The sequence below is a fragment of the Microcystis sp. LE18-22.4A genome (assembly GCF_027531105.1).
GTDB classification, from domain to species: Bacteria; Cyanobacteriota; Cyanobacteriia; order Cyanobacteriales; family Microcystaceae; genus Microcystis; species Microcystis aeruginosa.
Genome location: NZ_JAPZRB010000214.1, coordinates 1 through 17,024, shown reverse-complemented (window position 1 = coordinate 17,024; position 17,024 = coordinate 1). Strand labels below are relative to the sequence as shown.

The window sequence follows — 17,024 nt, the reverse complement described above, 5'->3', positions numbered from 1 at the left end:
ATTTTCCCCTCCTTCACCTCCGGATTAAATTAAACTTATAAGTAGGGAGGCACAATTATTTGTAGGATGGGTTAGCAGTAGCGTAACATAATCGGGCGTTGGGTTTCATTCTTCAACCCAACCTACGTTCATCTTATATTTAATTCCACCCACCTACTTATATGACCAAAAACAAGAGGTAACAAGTCTCCCCTAGCAAGAGAATGAAAATTAAAAGCTACTAAAGACTGCTGGTAGTCACTGATACCTGATAACTGATAACTGATAACTGAAATGACCATCTTACAAGACGAAAAACTCCTCTTTACTCCCGCAATACCCCACAGTGATGCCCTTAGAACTATTTTTGCCTTTCCTAATCAGTATTCTGTGGGTATAACCAGTTTAGGTTATCAAATTGTTTGGGCAACTTTAGCCCTGCGATCGGATATACAAGTTAGTCGTTTATTTACGGATTTTCAAGAATCTTTACCCCGTTATCCCGAATTAGTCGGCTTTTCCTTTTCTTGGGAATTAGACTATGTTAATATCCTCTCGCTGTTAGAATCTTTAGAAATTCCTTGTCACAGTCATCAACGGCAAGATCGGCAAGCGATAATTTTTGGAGGTGGACCGGTTTTAACCGCTAATCCCGAACCTTTTGCCGCTTTTTTTGATGTAATTTTATTGGGAGATGGTGAAAACTTAATTGCTGATTTTATTAATGCCTATCAAGAGGTTAGAAACGCCGATCGACCGACAAAACTCCGTCATTTAGCCCAGGTTCCGGGGGTGTATGTTCCTAGTTTATATACCGTTAATTATGATAGTCCCGATGGTGAAATTACAGCAATTCTACCCATAGATAATAATGTTCCCGCCTTTGTTAGTAAACAAACCTATCGCAGTAATACCCTTTCTGCTTCTACGGTGGTGACAAAACAAGCGGCATGGGAGAATATTTATATGGTAGAGGTGGTGCGAAGTTGTCCAGAAATGTGCCGTTTTTGTTTAGCTAGTTATCTAACTTTACCCTTTCGTACCGCTAGTTTAGAATCTTTAATTCCCGCCATTGAAAAAGGTTTAAAAGTGACTGATCGCCTGGGTTTATTAGGTGCTTCCGTCAGCCAACATCCTGAATTTGAAACCTTACTCGATTATCTTTTTCAACCAAAATTTGAGGGGGTTAGACTCTCGATTGCTTCAGTTAGAACTAATACCGTCACGGAAAAATTAGCCAGAATTTTATCCCAAAGAGACACCAAATCAATTACTATTGCCGTAGAAAGTGGTTCCGATCGCTTGCGGGAAATTATCAACAAAAAGTTAGCCAATGATGAAATTATCCAAGCTGCTATTAATGCTAAAGCGGGCGGTTTAAAAGGGATAAAACTCTATGGTATGGTGGGAATACCGGGAGAAGAAACCGAAGATATTGCGGCGACTGTGGAAATGTTAATAGCCTTAAAAAAAGCCGCCTCTGGACTGCGAATCTCTTTCGGTTGCAGCACCTTTGTGCCTAAATCCCATACTCCTTTTCAGTGGTTTGGAGTTAATAAAATGGCCGAAAAAAGATTAAAATATCTAGAGAAACAATTAGGTAAACAGGGCATAGAATTTCGACCAGAGAGTTATAATTGGTCGGTGATTCAAGCCCTATTATCTAGGGGCGATCGCCGCTTAACTTCCCTGTTAGAATTAACCCGTGGCTACGGTGATTCTTTAGGCAGTTATAAACGGGCTTTTAAGGAACTAAAAGGACAAATTCCCCCTCTAGATTATTACGTCCATCAGCAATGGCGTTTAGAACAGGTTTTACCCTGGAGTCATTTACACGGTCCTTTATCCTCAAATGTTTTGGTAAAACATTTAGAAGATTCCCAAACAAAAAGGTAAAGTATCGCTAATAAGCTAAGACGCATTTCAACAATGTCTTGACTATCAGACCCCAAATGAGGTATTCTATCAAGGTAGATCGGATAGTGGTGACATTCAGACTTGAATTAGCATATTAAAAACCCAAAAATGTTACTTTTATTAACTATAAATCTCGATTAAACCATTAATTTAATCTTAGTTGATCAGCCCATGAGCCAGAAAAATGAGACCGTTACCCTCCTTTTAGCCCTGCTGATTACCCTAATATTTTTTGGGGCAGGTGGTTGGTGGTTATACAATCGTTTTCAAGGAAAAGATAACCCAACCAATCTTCCTGAACTGGGGCAAAAATCGGTATCGGCACAAGCAAGATTTAGTCAAGGGGAAAAATTATTAATAGTTGAAGGGGCTTCTTCTGACAAACAAGCCGCCATACAGGCACTCGGAAAAGGAGACTTTCAGCAAGCAGTTTACCTCCTAGAAAAATCCCTACAAACTAATCGAAATGATCCCGAAGCTCTCATCTACTTAAATAACGCCCGTATTGGTGAAGCTAAGTCCTATACTATCGCCGTTTCCGTGCCAATTGGGAGCAATGTCAACACCGCCCTAGAAGTTTTACGAGGAGTTGCCCAATCTCAAAATCAAATCAATCAAACCGGAGGAATTAATGGCACTCCTTTAAAAGTTCTCATTGCTGATGATGCTGATAATCCCGAAATTGCCGCTCAAATTGCCCAAAAATTAACGGCTGATAACAGCATTTTAGGAGTAGTAGGACACACTAGCAGTGACACCTCTTTAGCGGCGGCCGCTATCTATCAAAAAGCAGGATTAGTAATGATTTCCCCCATCAGTACCTCAGTTAAACTCTCCAATTTTGGTGACTATATCTTTCGTTCTGTTCCCAGTGATTTTGTGGCGGCACGGGCATTAGCCGAATCTAGCTTGCAAAAAATTCCTAACGTCAAGGCAGTGGTATTTTTTAACTCCCAAAGTAATTATAGTCAATCCCTAAAATCTGAATTTATCACCGCTTTAGGATTAGGAGGAGGTCAAGTGGTGAGTGAATTTGATCTATCTTCCCTCACTTTTACCCCTTCTAAAAGCCTCCAACAAGCTCAACAGGAGGGAGCAAATCTAATCGCCCTTCTTGGGGATAGTGGTACCCTAGATAAGGCTTTGCAGGTGGTTCAAATCAATGGTCAAAAATTACCGATTGTGGCGGGTGATGACGTTTATAGCCCCAAAACTCTGGATGTAGGCGGAAAAAATGCCTTGGGCATGGTTGTCGCTATCGCTTGGCATTTAGGGGCTAATCCGAACAGTACTTTTGTGAATAATTCCCGCCAATTGTGGCAAGGAGACGTAAATTGGCGCACTGCCACCGCCTATGACGCTACCCAGGCTTTAATCGCTGGAATTAAGGGAGAATCTAGCCGCGAGGGAGTTCAACGGGCGTTAAGAAGCAGTGATTTTTCTGTTCCCGGGGCGACTAATCCAGTGCGATTTTTACCGTCTGGCGATCGCAATCAATCCGTGCAATTAGTGGTAGTTAAACCCGGTTCTCGTTCTAGTTTTGGGGTAGATTTTGTGCCAATTTCTCGATAAAATGACAACTAAATCAAGATGACTTATAAGTAAGTATTTATAATTAAATTGAAGATAGATTTTGCCTCTGATCCCCCCTGCCCCCCTTAATAAGGGGGGTGCCGATCCCCCCTTAATCCCCCCTTGATAAGGGGGGTGTCTGACAACTTTTAACACCTACCTACTTATGTTAGAAACTCCCCCCAAATATTCTGTTCTTGGTTTACCGGTTCATCTCCTCGATAACTACAGTCGTTGGTTAATTGATCGCCTCTATCAAGGTTTTGGTTCCCACGTTGTCACTCTTAATGCAGAAATGGCAATGTTAGGGGAAAATGATGCTAAAGTTGCCCAAGTTATTCGGGAAGCAGATTTAGTTATTCCCGACGGCGCGGGGATTGTTATTTACTTAAAATTAAGGGGTAAAAAACAAACCCGCTGCCCCGGTATTGAATTATCAGAATCCTTAATTACTGAGTTAGGAATGCAGGGAGAGAGTTTTCCTATTGCTTTTTTTGGTGGTCAACCGGGGATTACGGAAAAAGCGGCAAGTAATTGGCAAAAAAAGATACCTAATATCCGTATTCTGTCTAACCACGGTTATCTATCCTCCCAGGAAATGTCCGATTGGATCGAGGTATTAAAAGATCAACAACCGCGGTTAATTTTAGTTGGTTTAGGAGTACCCCGACAAGAATATTGGATTAGGGAACATCGCCATCTCTGTCCCCAAGCTATCTGGGTAGGTGTGGGGGGTAGTTTTGATATCTGGTCTGGGACAAAAATCCGCGCCCCTCGCTTTTTCTGTGACAATAATTTAGAGTGGTTGTATCGACTCTATCAGGAACCTTGGCGCTGGAAAAGAATGTTAGCTTTACCTAAGTTTTTCTGGCGCTCTCTTTTTTATTCCTAGTAATAGTTATTATAAATTCTTTTCGATAAAGGCCATCACTCGCTCTAATCCTTCCCGTGTTTTTAAGTTGGTGAAGATAAAGGGTTTATCTCCGCGCATCTTTTTGGCATCTCTATCCATCACTCCTAAATCTGCCCCCACCATCGGGGCTAAATCTATTTTATTAATTACCAATAAATCCGATTTGGTGATACCCGGTCCCCCCTTGCGAGGAATTTTATCTCCGGCTGCCACGTCAATCACATAGATGGTTAAATCTACTAATTCGGGGCTAAAGGTTGCCGCTAAATTATCACCACCACTTTCCAGAAAAATTAGCTTTAAGTTAGTAAATTTTCTCTCTAACTGTTCAATGGCAACTAAGTTAATTGAGGCATCTTCGCGAATAGCTGTATGGGGACATCCTCCCGTTTCTACTCCTAAAATTCTTTCCGGAGCTAAAGCTTGCGATCGCACTAAAAATTGGGCATCTTCTTGAGTATAAATGTCATTGGTGACTACGGCGATCGGATATTGATCCCGCAAATTTTTACACAGGGCATCGAGCAGGGCTGTTTTTCCTGAACCCACCGGACCGGCAATTCCCACGCGCAAGCAAGACATAGTTTTTTCGGGAAAAAGTGACAAGGAAAGGGTTAAAAATTTTGGAGCTATCGGATAGAAAAAAGAGGGGTTCGCAGGGCGACACGGATTCCCATTATAATAAAAGGTTAACACAAATCTGAGAATTTGTCAAGTCTTTTTGTCAATAAATTTGGGGAAATCATCGGCAAAAAGATCACCAAAAGTCAGTGATTTGGTAGCCAAAATCCGTTAACATCTGCCTAAATAGGGGCAAACTTAAACCGATAACATTACTGTGACATCCCTCCAATCTTTCCACGAATAGACCCCCCTTTCCTTCTAGGGCAAAACAGCCGGCACATTTGAGGGGTTCTTCGGTGTCAACATAGGCAATAATTGTTTCATTGCTGATATTGGCAAAGTGAACTTTAGTGATCCCACAACGAGTCAAAGTTTGATGATTAACTCGATCAATTAAAGCATGACCTGTATAGAGTGTACCCACCCGACCGCGCATTTTTTGCCAACGATCAATCGCTTCTGATTTATCCTTGGGTTTGCCATAGACTTCCCCCGCTACTTCTAAGACGGAATCACAACCAAGAATCAATCCTGTATCAAATTGGGGGGCGATCGTTTGCGCTTTACATTGGGCTAAAGTTTGGACAAGATGGAGAGTATCATCAGCATTAATTGTCGATTCATCAAAGTTACTCACTCGCACAATTGGATCGATTCCCACCATTTGTAATAGTTTTTTGCGCGCAGGAGAAGCGGAAGCAAGAATCAAGGGAATGGACATAGTTTTTTCAGTAAAAAGTCAAAAGGATAAAAGTTAGGTAGGGTGGGTTAGGCAATGGCAAATTATTAGACTTAATTATCAATTTATCTATTTGCCGTAACCCACCATCAGTTATCAGATTTTTAGCTATTTCTGCTAGGAATTGGCAGGATTTTAGGGGGGAAAATAACGATCTAAAATCTCAACCATGCGGGATTGTCTTTCTTCCTTGTCAAATCGATTGTAAAAATCCGACTGAACCTCATAAAAATCCGACCTCGATCGAGTTAATTGTCCTAGCAGTTGATAAAGTCCCCGTCTGTCTTTTTCCCATTCTTTTTTAGACTCAGCAAGACTATTAGTTAACGCTTCGATCGATTTGGCGTTAGAATTAGCGATCGCTCTAGTTTCTTTTAATCCCTGATTGGTTTCCTGTAGTCCTAATTTAATCTCCTGTAATCCTAATCTAATCTCCTGTAGTCCTGATTTAATCTCCCGTAATTCTGTTAGGGTATTTTCAGCAAGAGATTCGAGTCTATCTAGTCTATTTTCTTCCGAGTTACTCATATTCAGTTACCAGTTATCAGTTATCAGTTATCAGTTAAGTAGGTAGGCGTTAAAAATTATCAGACACCCCCCTTATCAAGGGTAGGGTTGATTCATGAATCAACCCTACCTTGAATCAACCCTAGGGGGTAGGGGGGATCGAACCTCAAATCCATTTTTAATTTAATTATAACCAGCTAATTATCAGTTATCAGTTATCAGTTATCAGTTACCACTTCCCCGCTGATTACTGACTCAGTAAGTAATCTCAATTAATTGTTAGATAATTGTTAGATAGTGGGACAGGCTTCTGGTTCTTTGTCTGTTATCTTTAATTGTAAACCGGCTACCTAGTTGATGATAGGTGGTGCGTTACGACGGATTGTTACCTTGAAGTCAAAACAGGAATTTTTGCCGTCTAACGCACCCTACATTTTACTATTGCCTGTGGCCTATTTCCCTAACTAACCGAGAAAGAATCAACGATAGTTTCAAAGAGTTCTTGAATTTGCGTCCAACGTTTTTGGGAAGTGGAAAGATTAAAAGAATAGAGTTTATTATTATTAACCGTGACGCTGGCCAGATTATGACGTTCTTGACCGTTGGCTAATTTAACTTGATATTCGAGGATATAATAATCTTGACCGTCGATTTGATGAGATTCTGAGCGAATTAATTCTACTTCCTTATCGAGATTGGGGTTAAGACTGTTATTTTTCAGGAGACGATAGCCCACTTCCGAGGGTGTCCCTAAATCTGTTAAGGTTTTATTGTCGGGGATGGGATTGATAATAACGCTTAAATTTTCGCTCGTTTCGATCAGGTCATGAAAAACCACATCTACTCCTGCAACTTTTTTCACATCCACCTGCGTCCAACCCTTAGGATATAAAAATTGATAGCCTTGGCTGCCACTGGTGTATCCTTGCAGTCCAGCGATGGGAGTTGCACAACCGGTTAAGAGGAGGGTGGTAATTAGGAGGAAAGTCGCCAAAAGAGATTTAATCATGATATTTTGACCTGTGAGTAGGGCTGTTTAATTTTACCTTGAATTGTTTAGGTGAAGGGATTATGAAAATTAAGAAAAAATTGACAATTATTATGGCTATAGCGACTTTTTTACTGACTATCTCTCCCCTAGTCTCTCAAACTACCGCTAACCCCGTGAAGGCTGTAGAATTTTATAATCGGGGGGTGGATCGTTTAACCGCAGGGGATTACTCAGGGGCGATCGCTGATTTTACTCAAGCTCTACAATTAGAGCCGAAGGATGCCGATGCTTATTATAATCGCGGCTACGCGGAATTAGTTCTCGGCCAGTACGAGCGAGCGATCGCAGATTATACCCAGGCCTTGACAATCAACCCCAATTATGTTAATGCTCTCGGTAATCGTTGTTATGTGCATTATCTGACGAAAAAATACGAGGCAGCGGTGGAAGATTGCACAAAAGCGATCGCTTTAAACGGAAATTTTGCTGATTTCTTTATTTATCGCGGTAATGCCAAGGATGACTTGGGAAGACACCTAGAAGCGATCGAGGATTACACAAAAGCTTTGAGTTTACAGGGAACTAGAGGACAGGATCGCATTTTCTATAATCGCGCCCTGTCCTATAACCGAGCCGGACAGCAGGAAATGGCTTTAAGGGACTATAATGAGAGTCTGAAAATCAATGCTAATTTTGCCGAAGCGTACCACAATCGGGGTTTGACCTATTATAAATTGGGAAACAGGGAAAAAGCGATCGCTGATTTAGAGGAAGCGGCCCGTCTAGCGTTATCTCAGGGTAAACAGGGGACTGCGGCTAAGTCTCAGTCAGCAGTGGCATTAATTCAGGGTCAAAAGCCTTAAAATAGGGAGTAGTTGTGATATTAGCGGTAAAGAGGAGTGAAAGGGGCTAAATCGCAACTACGAGGGACTAAATTTTAGCCAGCTTGGGATGCGTAAAAAGCGACGGCTAACAGTCCACCGACAAGTGTGATCGCAGCAACGCCCCAGACAAGATAATTACGTTGTTGCGATTTAGTCGGGGGAGCCGCTTGATAAACTTTCGGTTCGGCGGCGAAATTATTTAAGCGTCCACCTTCTTCATTTGTATAAGGCATAATCAAAACCTCAAATATGACAATTTTTCAGGAAAAAAATCCTCTTATTACAATACTACAACATATTAGTAACCGAGTCGGGGATGTGGGAAATTCTCACGGGGATAACAATTCTTAGTCTGGGGGTAACTGCCGGACTCTGCTACTTTTATTGGCGATCGCATTTCCAATGATTGAAACTGCGAAAACAAGTTAAAAAAGGCTAATCATACTAAATCCGTTTTTAAGTAGTTGGACAAAAGTAAAGTTAACTGTGGGGTAAGGAGTCGGTCGTCAGGAGTCGGTCGTCAGTAAGAATTGCGGCAATTTACATTTCTTAAGATAGACAACAGAATTTATGTCCGACTACTTAATACTATAATAATGATCCTTGAATATAAGTATTGCTTCTTTCTTTTTTAAATCTTTTAAATCTCTCTGCAGCTATCTCGCAATAGTCTGGTCGAATTTCAAAACCCACAAAAATTCTTCCTAATCCCAAGGCCGCTATTCCTGTAGAACAAGAACCGGCAAAGGGATCAAGAATTATTTCTACCGGATTAGATGAAGCTTGTATAATTCTCTCGACAATTGCTAAAGGAAATTGTGCGGGATGTCCGGTTCTTTCCTTAGAACTGCGCTTTTCTCCTGTAGTGACTTTAGAAACTTCCCACACATCAGAAGGATTTTTACCGAGGGGATTACAACGATATTTACCATTTTTCTTTTGATTGGGATACTTAACGTTAGGGTCACGAATATTGTCTAAGTTAAAAGTATATTCTTGGCAATTTTTGAGATAAAAAAGCCATTTTTCATTGCGAGGACTAAGACGATTTTTTGTAGAAACACCTGCCCCATATTTCCAGACAATTTCTTGTAAAAGATAAAAGGGAGACTTATCCCAAAGAAGATAGGGAATCGGAACACATAATCCCTTTTCTGGTACTTCTAAATAACCAACATTTAGCCACAAAGCACCGTTATCTTGAGTAATTTGATAAATTTGCCCTAGCCAATTAGCACACCAATCAACATAGTCATTGATTGAAAGAACTCGTTCATATTCTTTGCCAATATTATAAGGTGGTGATGTAACAGTGAGGTCAATTTTTATGTCACTATGAGATAGCTTAGACAAAAAGTCTGTGGCATCTCCTTGATAAAGAATAAAGCCATTGTCCGAGTAAAAAGGTTGACCAAGATGACTAACCAGAATTTCTTTAAGAAAATTAAATTTGTTGGCTCTATCTTTTTCTAACTCTGGAGAAAATGGCTGTAGTAAGGAGGAAGGAGCAATCTGAGTTGATTGATGATCAACAATTCCCTCTGCTAGATAAGAGTTTTGTTCCTTGCTGGCAATTGGACGAGACTCATCTTCCCTAGACGATAGTTTTTTTTGTTTCCCCTGGGACTCTACAACCATAATCTCAAAGGACAGGTAAGTATTTTGATAGTTTTAATTATGCCCTTATTTTACCAAAATATCACCAGAGTTGTGCTTGATTTAATAACTTTTGTAATCATTCTCCTTCCCTTACCCTGGATGGGTGGGTAGAACCCCACCAAGAGTTAAAGATTGAGTGATAAAGTAGCGAGTTTTCCTTGAAAAATCTCAACTGAGTAGATTGATAATTAGGAGATGCACCCGAAAATTATCCCTAAAATGGTGGTAAATAACCCATGGCATTTTTGACTCGATCGAGAGTTTGATTGGCCACCGCTTCTGCTTTGAGACGACCTTGCCGCAAAACCGTGGCTAAATAATCTTTATCCTCTCTAATTTCGGTGTATTTTTCCTGAATAGGTTGCAGAGATTCTATGGTGACTTCTGTTAACATCGGTTTAAATTGTCCCCAACCTAACTCGGCACATTCTCCCGCAACCACGTCTTGACTTTTTCCCGATAAAATGCTATAGAGAGTTAATAAATTATGGCATTCGGGACGTTCTGGATCATCGAAAGTTAAACCCTTCACTAGATCGGTTTTACAGCGTTTAATTTTCTTGGCAATGACATCGGGACTATCGAGAATATTAATCCGACTCATCTCGGAAGGATCGGATTTAGACATTTTATTCCGGCCATCGGTTAAACTCATCACCCGCGCTCCTTCCTTGCGGATCATCGGAGCGGGAAGTTTTAAAATTGGTTGTTTCGGTTGCCCAAAAAGATGATTAATTCTAACGGCTATATCGCGGGTTAATTCTAAATGTTGTTTTTGATCTTCTCCCACGGGTACTTTATCGGCATCGTAGAGTAGGATATCGGCAGCCATCAGCACGGGATAATCGAGTAAACCTGTGCCAACATTTTCCCCCTGTTTAATCGCTTTTTCTTTAAATTGAATCATATCGGTTAACCAATTTAAAGGGGTGATACAATTCAATAACCAAGTTAATTCTGTATGAGCTTTAACGTGGGATTGGACAAAGATAGTCGCATATTCTAAATCAATTCCGCAGGCTAAATATAAAGCGGCAATTGCTAAAGTATCCTCCGCAAGAGTGGCGGGATTATGGGGAACGGTGATCGCGTGTAAATCGACCACACAAAAGAAATTATCGTAGTCTTTTTGTCCCTCCACCCAATTGCGGATCGCACCGAGATAATTGCCTAAATGTAAATTGCCGGTTGGTTGCACACCAGATAAGATTCTTTGTTTACCCATAACTCTTGCGATCGCTTTTTATCATGATTTTATTGTATCAGTTTTTGCCGCTAATTTCATCCTAAATCCAATTGGGAAAAATCATTCTCAGATAATAATCCCGCACTGACAGGGGAATGCCTAAATAAATTGGTAGCCAATGGATAAAAGCAAAAATTATCAAAATTATGAGGTAGCGCGAGCAATTTTTATAAATAGGACTGGAACTTTCTAAACCATCGGCTAAGAGCCAAGCTAGGGCAATCCAAGTGAAGCTATAGGCAGCCATATAATGATAGAGAAAGGTACAGCGACTAATTTTTAACCAAGGCAGCAGATTAGCAATATAGTTACAGATAAGATAGGCGGAAATTACTCGCTCTTTTCGGTTAAATAATCGACTAAAAACTACTAGAATTGCTCCCGTAGAAAACCACCATAAAAACGGATTTCCCATAGCGTGAACATCATAAATTTTATCACCTACTCTCTTAAAATAATAAGCCACAGGTCGCCCCATTACTAACCAACTATACCAGGGAGAACAATAGGGATGGACATCAGATTGATTACCTTTTATTCTCTGATGAAATGACCAAATTTCTTGATGTACTTGCCAAAAATTATATTGATGGTTGACGAGAAGATGCGGTATCCACAGCAAACTATAGGTGACTAGGGGAAAGACAATTAAGGCGATAAAAATGTCCTCTAATCTCAGGTTAGTTGCCTTTGTCCAAAGATTATCTTTTGACTGCTCTTGCTTCAATAATTTTATTAACCAAGCAATACCGATAAAAATAAATATTCCCAGTAAAAATCCTAAGCCATTCCATTTAATATTTGCCGCTAAACCGAAACAAACCCCCGATAATAATAACCAATTGAGTTTTTGATTTTTCTGGAGCGCTAATAAAAAAAATAATTGTCCAGACAAACCGAATAAAATTAAGTAAATATTATTGAGAGCATAGCGGGATTCCACCAGAAATAATCCGTCTAAACTAGCGAGAAAAGTTGTGATTAAAAATACAGTTTTTCTCTGGGTTAATTGATAAGCAATTGCGCCAATAATTAGGGGAATAAAAGAACCAGTGAAAGCATTTAACCAGCGATAACTAAAAGTTGCGTGCGGGGAACCTGTTAAATTATTAATGGTTTCAGGATCGGCAGGAAAATGGGAACCAATCCAGATACTAATAGCAATTAAATATTGACTTAACGGTGGATGAGACTGGAAAAATTCTTTACCGATTAGATATTCATTGCCGTATTTAGCATAATAAACTTCATCGAAAACAAGTGTATTAAATTGACTGAGATTCCAGAATCTTATCACCAGAGAAAATAAAAATATTGCTAGGATAGATAGGTTAAATTTTACTTGAGAATTCACGGCAAGATAATAGTTATTATAACTAGGAATTTTCTGATAAACGCGAGCGAAATTCTTTGACAGCAAGACGGGGATTAGGATGGTTGACATATTCGGCTAATAATTCTAAATTTAAATCCGGTAATAAAGCACTTTTAGGGATTAAAATATATTCGCCATTCTCTTGCAAAGAATAGATTTTTAACTGATTATCTTGCCAAAACCAAACCTCTTGAGTTCCCAATCTTTGATAAACTTCCAAGACTTTCAGGCTGCCACTGGTTAAAATTATTTCGATCGCCAAATCAGGAAACTCTTTTTCTGTGAATAAACAAAAACATTCATCTGGTTCTTTTCCCGCTTCTTTTTCCTGTTTTCGCAAAGTGGTGGAACCTAATCCCCAGAAATCAATTTCAGCATATTCTAAATAAACTTCTACCAATCTACCGATATTTTTTTTGCTAACTTCGTGACGACGACTAGGAGCCATAATTTCTACCATTCCATCTAAGTAAGTAATGCGATAACTGGAACTATCTTCTAAATGTTTTAAGAGGGTTTCGTACTGTTGCCAATTCACCCCAGAAATTAACATTCTTTGTTCAGGATCATTAGCTTTTAACTCGAAACCTTCTAATCCTTGTAACCGAATCGTAGTCATCATAAAATTAATTACCTCGTCTATTTTACTTAATTACTCAGGAAGACTTATTTTGATTTCTTCTGGTCTGAATTTTAGCGCGTAAAATCCTAACTTTATAGGGATCAGCATCTTTTCGCCACAGAATCTGATAACCTTTGATTGTAGCACAATGCTCCTCTAAACATTTTTGCCAACCCTGTAAACGTTCGATCGCTTTTCGATCTTCTAACAATCCCCAATCCTTTTCTAATTTAGTTAACTGAAGCAATTTATCATAGTTAGGATAATCCGCCGTTACTAAAAGCTCTTTTTCGTGTAGAATTGGCGGATTAGGACTATCCCGATAATCGCGAAAACTAAAATCAGCCGAACCTAAATATACATCCATGCTAGTAGCTAAAATCGGATGGATTTCTGTATCAAAATTGGGGTAATAAAGATAGGAAATTTTGGGTTGACGAAAGGATAAACGAATAACATTAGCATTTTCTAACCGTCCGATAGTTTGACTAGCACAACCTTCATATAAGCGTAATAACATCGGTAATTTTTCCAGAATGCTAATATGAATAGTTAGGGAATAACGGGAAAGTTTGCCTAAAGAACTATTTTCACAAGTACGAGCGATCGCTGGCAGATTTCCCGCACTTATTAACACTTCTTCTGCTAAAGCGCAAGCATTGCGATAACTGCCAAATAAAGCTTTAAAATCGGCACGGGTAGCGGGGGATAATTCCCGTACTTTCGGACAGTGGCTAAATTGACTTAAAGCTAAATAAAGTAAAAGATCGGCGCGTCTTTTATCGGCAATTATCTCCCATTCTTCCGCTTCTGTTACTTGTAAAATCACTTGAAAAGCTCGTCTAAAAGTGCCAAATTCTGCCTTAATTTCTTCCTCTTGTAATAATTCTCCCGCGACGGGTAAACGTCCCTGCTGGGTGTAAAATTCCATCAGGGGAGTCAATAAATCTTCGTAATCTTCAAAGCATTTGAGATGGGTTTTAATTTTAGGAGTGGTAGCGCGGGAACGCCATCTGGATAAACGAAAAGCTTCCGCTTTTTCTTCCTCTCGAAAAACTAGATAAACTCCCAAAGTTATCGGAATAGAATCAACCCCCAAAGTGCTATCAATATACTGTTTTAGTTCTTCCTGTTGATAGTATTTTTGAAAGGTATTACGACGGGTTATAATTCCATCTTCATAAGCCATTAAACCCCGTTCGCTATCATCAATTATAATCTGTGCTGAAACAATTAAAACTTGACGGGTTAGTTGCCAAGCTTTTAATAAGGCTTCCTGCCGTTCTTCGGCGGATTCAATAACATTAATTACATAGCCTAAATTAACAATATCAGATTCAATTAAAGGACTATCGGGACGATAATAAGGATCCCAACCTTCACTTTGATAACCCTGTTCGGCTATGCGTTCTATATCACCTCCATAACCACAACCGTAATCAAAAAAAGTGGTTTCAGGAAGGAATAATCCCGCCGCTAATGCTAATCTTGTCGGACGAGAAAGGGTTTTGCGAACAAGAGCGGCTTTGTGGCGATCAATTATTATCGATTTTTCCTTTTTTCCCTCTAGATTACAAACTAAATAATCTCCTGCAAAATCAAGGTTATGCTTTCTTAAAAGCCGTTGCCATTCCTGTTTAGTACCGATGGGATAAGAACTGTTTAAAAGTCCTAAAGCACTCTCGATTTTTGTGAGATGCTCGAATTCTTGATAAAGGGGATAGTCCCTAGTAACAAAAGTTTCTTTTCGGTGTAAAATGGGCGGATTATCGGCATTTTGATAATTCCATTCACTTAAGATTAATGTCCCCATATCTACCACTAAACTTTTAGTTAAAGCTGGGTGAGGTTCCCGATCAAAATCGGGATAAAAAAGATAGGATATTTTCGGTTTATCGGTGCTAAATTTAATTATTGTTGCCTCGGATAAATGCTGATTAATTCTTGCTTTTTGTTCGTAATTCTGGAGGATAGGATCCAGTTGATGTAATGCTTCTCGATGAACATAAAGCGCCCCCGGTAATAGTTTACCGATGGGACTAACTTGACACAGTTGCACGATTACGGCGAAATTCTCAGCCATGGCAATTAATCTGTCTAATCACAAATTCTAGAGACAGAAAAAACTAAATAAATCTAGTTAAATGAACCCGATAGCGCTCTTTTTTGGTCACAGTAACCTCTCCCACTTCTAGACGACCTTTTCCCCGAAAAGAAATCAAATCACCGGTTTTAACATTATAACTAGATTGACTGATATCTTTCCAGTTAACTCGCACATCCCCGGCGCTAATTGCCTCGGCCATTTTACTGCGAGAAATGCCAAAACCCGCCGATGCGATCGCATCTAAACGCAAGGAAGCTTCCACCGTATTAATTTCTTTTTTTTGCGGTGGTCTAACTTTTAATTCCGTCAAAGGAATCGGGCTAGTTTTCACGGGAACTGAACGCACTTGTAGTAAATTAGCACATAAAAAATCTGCCAATTCAGGCACTACAATCGCCTGCGCTCCTCGCTCACCTAAAACGATTATATCGCCGACTTTTTCCCGGACGATACCCGTCCCCAACATCGCCCCTAAAAAATCCCGGTGGTTAGCGGTATCAAAAAGAAAATTACCGGCAATATCAAGGGCAGATAGGGGAATATCTGTTACTGTCAAAGGTAGATCAACTCTAGCAATACCGAGGCGCTGTCTTTCTGCTTGGGGATAACCGCCCCATTTTTGCATTGACACATCGGTTAAACGCTGAAAAACCCGTTCTACTTCCGCTAAAACCGCGGGAGAAAGAAAGTCTGTCACCGTCACTTCCCAAGTCTTGATCGCTTGTTCGGCTTTATCAATAACTTTCGCTATCTCCTCGCGATTCTCGACACCCTTTAGTAATTCTTCTCTTGGTGACATTGTTTTCTGGTAATTAATCAAAAATTCTTAGGAAAAAATCAAATGACCGATAACTTATTCCCGATAACCGTTCACTGTTCTAGGGCGTATCCTTGCAGATTTTCGGGGTTAAATTGACGGAGGATAAGAGTCGCTTGATTTTTCAAGTTTTCGGAACCCTGCACGACAATAATATATTTTCCGGCACCGAGACGATTGCGATAGGGAAGTGCATCGCCACTGCCGGACGACAAACCCACGCCACCACCGACGAAAATACTACCCATCGCCCCCCCAATCGCCCCAGCAATGCCGCCAACAATATGATTCCCCGGTTCTCCAGCCCAATCAAAGGTATGCAATCCCGTAATCAGGTTAAAAAGGTAGCCACCGGCAAAACCGAAGGGAATTAGCCAAAAAGCCATGAGAGTAGCCCGTTTTTTGGCCTGTTGGAAGGGATCGATCAAACCGAACTCATCGGCACTTTTATAGCCGCGACCGAGAATGGTCACTTGAGATTGGGGAATTCCCGCTTTTTCGAGGGCAACGGCAGCTTCTTCTGCTTCTATGCGATCAGCTAACACGGCAATGAGATAATTCATATTCTCCAACTTTTCAGGCTATCTTCATCTCCTATTGTAAGGATTTTCGGGACTGAAAAGCCGCTCGATCGAGAAAATATGCAAGGGGATGGCAAGAAATTACTTTATTTTGGTTATTTCTGGCAATAATTGACCCTAAAGATCAAGGGAGATGGTTATCATCTTTAAGGACATTTTTGGCGCCAAAAAGAACCCCCCCATTTTGGCTCAACCTAGAAGGACAGCCACAATCACTACTATAGACCAATTAAGTGGGTGGGTGGAATTAAATATAAGATGAACGTAGGTTGGGTTGAAGCATGAAACCCAACGCCTGCTCATGTTACGCTACCGCTAACCCATCCTACAAATAATTGTGCCTCCCTATTTAGGGTCTGCTGAAAAAGTTTGTTGGTGGGGTTAAGGAGTCAGTAGCCGGTCGTCAGTAGCCGGTCGTCGGGAGTTTCAGGCTTTGTTGCCCTCTCTTTTCGTACCAATTTATGTACTACAAGAAGGATAATGCAAGGTTT

The 17,024-nt window shown here is 40.2% G+C and carries 16 protein-coding genes; 4 read left to right on the top strand and 12 right to left on the bottom strand.

What is annotated here, in order from left to right:
* Positions 1–273 precede the first annotated feature (273 nt).
* The 3 genes from O9295_RS09460 to O9295_RS09450 all read left to right on the top strand — a co-directional run bounded on the left by O9295_RS09460 (position 274) and on the right by O9295_RS09450 (position 4,360).
* Positions 274–1,875, top strand: coding sequence for a B12-binding domain-containing radical SAM protein (locus O9295_RS09460; protein WP_288032784.1), 1,602 nt, complete (start codon positions 274–276; stop codon positions 1,873–1,875).
* 192 nt (positions 1,876–2,067) lie between these two features.
* On the top strand, positions 2,068–3,468 hold the full coding sequence (locus O9295_RS09455) for an ABC transporter substrate-binding protein (RefSeq protein ID WP_288032782.1): 1,401 nt from the start codon (positions 2,068–2,070) through the stop codon (positions 3,466–3,468).
* A gap of 166 nt (positions 3,469–3,634) precedes the next feature.
* On the top strand, positions 3,635–4,360 hold the full coding sequence (locus O9295_RS09450) for a WecB/TagA/CpsF family glycosyltransferase (RefSeq protein ID WP_288032780.1): 726 nt from the start codon (positions 3,635–3,637) through the stop codon (positions 4,358–4,360).
* A 9-nt stretch (positions 4,361–4,369) separates the two neighbouring features.
* Here O9295_RS09450 and ureG read toward each other — a convergent pair whose 3' ends face one another.
* The 4 genes from ureG to psbP form a co-directional block, all read right to left on the bottom strand.
* Positions 4,370–4,963, bottom strand: coding sequence for an urease accessory protein UreG (gene ureG / locus O9295_RS09445; protein ID WP_288032779.1), 594 nt, complete (start codon positions 4,961–4,963; stop codon positions 4,370–4,372).
* A 175-nt stretch (positions 4,964–5,138) separates the two neighbouring features.
* Positions 5,139–5,726, bottom strand: coding sequence for a Maf family protein (locus tag O9295_RS09440; RefSeq protein ID WP_288032778.1), 588 nt, complete (start codon positions 5,724–5,726; stop codon positions 5,139–5,141).
* 153 nt (positions 5,727–5,879) lie between these two features.
* Positions 5,880–6,272 (bottom strand): hypothetical protein, encoded by a 393-nt coding sequence (locus tag O9295_RS09435; RefSeq protein ID WP_288032777.1) that lies wholly within the window; start codon positions 6,270–6,272, stop codon positions 5,880–5,882.
* A 439-nt stretch (positions 6,273–6,711) separates the two neighbouring features.
* The gene (gene psbP / locus O9295_RS09430; RefSeq protein WP_012265569.1) at positions 6,712–7,260 is read right to left on the bottom strand and encodes a photosystem II reaction center PsbP; all 549 of its coding nucleotides are present in this window, start codon (positions 7,258–7,260) and stop codon (positions 6,712–6,714) included.
* Positions 7,261–7,322: 62 nt separating this feature from the next.
* Here psbP and O9295_RS09425 point away from each other — a divergent pair, with 62 nt between their 5' ends.
* Complete coding sequence (locus O9295_RS09425; protein ID WP_147068878.1) at positions 7,323–8,105, top strand: tetratricopeptide repeat protein; 783 nt, start codon at positions 7,323–7,325, stop codon at positions 8,103–8,105.
* Positions 8,106–8,179: 74 nt separating this feature from the next.
* Here the strand turns inward: O9295_RS09425 and psb34 are convergent, their stop codons facing one another.
* The 8 genes from psb34 to O9295_RS09385 all read right to left on the bottom strand — a co-directional run bounded on the left by psb34 (position 8,180) and on the right by O9295_RS09385 (position 16,515).
* Positions 8,180–8,359 carry a photosystem II assembly protein Psb34 gene (psb34, locus tag O9295_RS09420; RefSeq protein WP_002759001.1) on the bottom strand — a complete coding sequence of 60 codons (180 nt, stop codon included), beginning with the start codon at positions 8,357–8,359 and terminating at the stop codon, positions 8,180–8,182.
* Positions 8,360–8,714: 355 nt separating this feature from the next.
* A complete protein-coding gene (locus tag O9295_RS09415; RefSeq protein WP_288032776.1) occupies positions 8,715–9,764 on the bottom strand; it encodes a DNA-methyltransferase in 1,050 nt (349 codons plus the stop codon).
* 235 nt (positions 9,765–9,999) lie between these two features.
* Positions 10,000–11,010: a tryptophan--tRNA ligase gene (trpS, locus tag O9295_RS09410; RefSeq protein WP_288032775.1), complete on the bottom strand. Its 1,011-nt coding sequence runs from the start codon at positions 11,008–11,010 to the stop codon at positions 10,000–10,002.
* Positions 11,011–11,071: 61 nt separating this feature from the next.
* Positions 11,072–12,385: a dolichyl-phosphate-mannose--protein mannosyltransferase gene (locus O9295_RS09405; RefSeq protein WP_288032798.1), complete on the bottom strand. Its 1,314-nt coding sequence runs from the start codon at positions 12,383–12,385 to the stop codon at positions 11,072–11,074.
* Positions 12,386–12,407: 22 nt separating this feature from the next.
* Complete coding sequence (locus O9295_RS09400; RefSeq protein WP_288032774.1) at positions 12,408–13,028, bottom strand: Uma2 family endonuclease; 621 nt, start codon at positions 13,026–13,028, stop codon at positions 12,408–12,410.
* A gap of 34 nt (positions 13,029–13,062) precedes the next feature.
* The gene (locus O9295_RS09395) at positions 13,063–15,111 is read right to left on the bottom strand and encodes a DNA phosphorothioation-associated putative methyltransferase (protein ID WP_288032773.1); all 2,049 of its coding nucleotides are present in this window, start codon (positions 15,109–15,111) and stop codon (positions 13,063–13,065) included.
* 43 nt (positions 15,112–15,154) lie between these two features.
* Positions 15,155–15,934: a photosystem II electron transport protein, Sll1252 family gene (locus O9295_RS09390; RefSeq protein ID WP_061430251.1), complete on the bottom strand. Its 780-nt coding sequence runs from the start codon at positions 15,932–15,934 to the stop codon at positions 15,155–15,157.
* Positions 15,935–16,005: 71 nt separating this feature from the next.
* A complete protein-coding gene (locus O9295_RS09385; RefSeq protein WP_002796683.1) occupies positions 16,006–16,515 on the bottom strand; it encodes a hypothetical protein in 510 nt (169 codons plus the stop codon).
* Positions 16,516–17,024: the final 509 nt, after the last annotated feature.

Excerpts from the sequence above, each read along its gene's own strand:
- O9295_RS09460 (WP_288032784.1), top strand. The coding sequence starts at position 274 with ATGACCATCTTACAAGACGAAAAACTCCTCTTTACTCCCGCAATACCC.
- O9295_RS09455 (WP_288032782.1), top strand. The coding sequence starts at position 2,068 with ATGAGCCAGAAAAATGAGACCGTTACCCTCCTTTTAGCCCTGCTGATT.
- O9295_RS09450 (WP_288032780.1), top strand. The coding sequence starts at position 3,635 with ATGTTAGAAACTCCCCCCAAATATTCTGTTCTTGGTTTACCGGTTCAT.
- ureG (WP_288032779.1), bottom strand. The coding sequence starts at position 4,963 with ATGTCTTGCTTGCGCGTGGGAATTGCCGGTCCGGTGGGTTCAGGAAAA.
- O9295_RS09440 (WP_288032778.1), bottom strand. The coding sequence starts at position 5,726 with ATGTCCATTCCCTTGATTCTTGCTTCCGCTTCTCCTGCGCGCAAAAAA.
- O9295_RS09435 (WP_288032777.1), bottom strand. The coding sequence starts at position 6,272 with ATGAGTAACTCGGAAGAAAATAGACTAGATAGACTCGAATCTCTTGCT.
- psbP (WP_012265569.1), bottom strand. The coding sequence starts at position 7,260 with ATGATTAAATCTCTTTTGGCGACTTTCCTCCTAATTACCACCCTCCTC.
- O9295_RS09425 (WP_147068878.1), top strand. The coding sequence starts at position 7,323 with ATGAAAATTAAGAAAAAATTGACAATTATTATGGCTATAGCGACTTTT.
- psb34 (WP_002759001.1), bottom strand. The coding sequence starts at position 8,359 with ATGCCTTATACAAATGAAGAAGGTGGACGCTTAAATAATTTCGCCGCC.
- O9295_RS09415 (WP_288032776.1), bottom strand. The coding sequence starts at position 9,764 with ATGGTTGTAGAGTCCCAGGGGAAACAAAAAAAACTATCGTCTAGGGAA.
- trpS (WP_288032775.1), bottom strand. The coding sequence starts at position 11,010 with ATGGGTAAACAAAGAATCTTATCTGGTGTGCAACCAACCGGCAATTTA.
- O9295_RS09400 (WP_288032774.1), bottom strand. The coding sequence starts at position 13,028 with ATGATGACTACGATTCGGTTACAAGGATTAGAAGGTTTCGAGTTAAAA.
- O9295_RS09395 (WP_288032773.1), bottom strand. The coding sequence starts at position 15,111 with ATGGCTGAGAATTTCGCCGTAATCGTGCAACTGTGTCAAGTTAGTCCC.
- O9295_RS09390 (WP_061430251.1), bottom strand. The coding sequence starts at position 15,934 with ATGTCACCAAGAGAAGAATTACTAAAGGGTGTCGAGAATCGCGAGGAG.
- O9295_RS09385 (WP_002796683.1), bottom strand. The coding sequence starts at position 16,515 with ATGAATTATCTCATTGCCGTGTTAGCTGATCGCATAGAAGCAGAAGAA.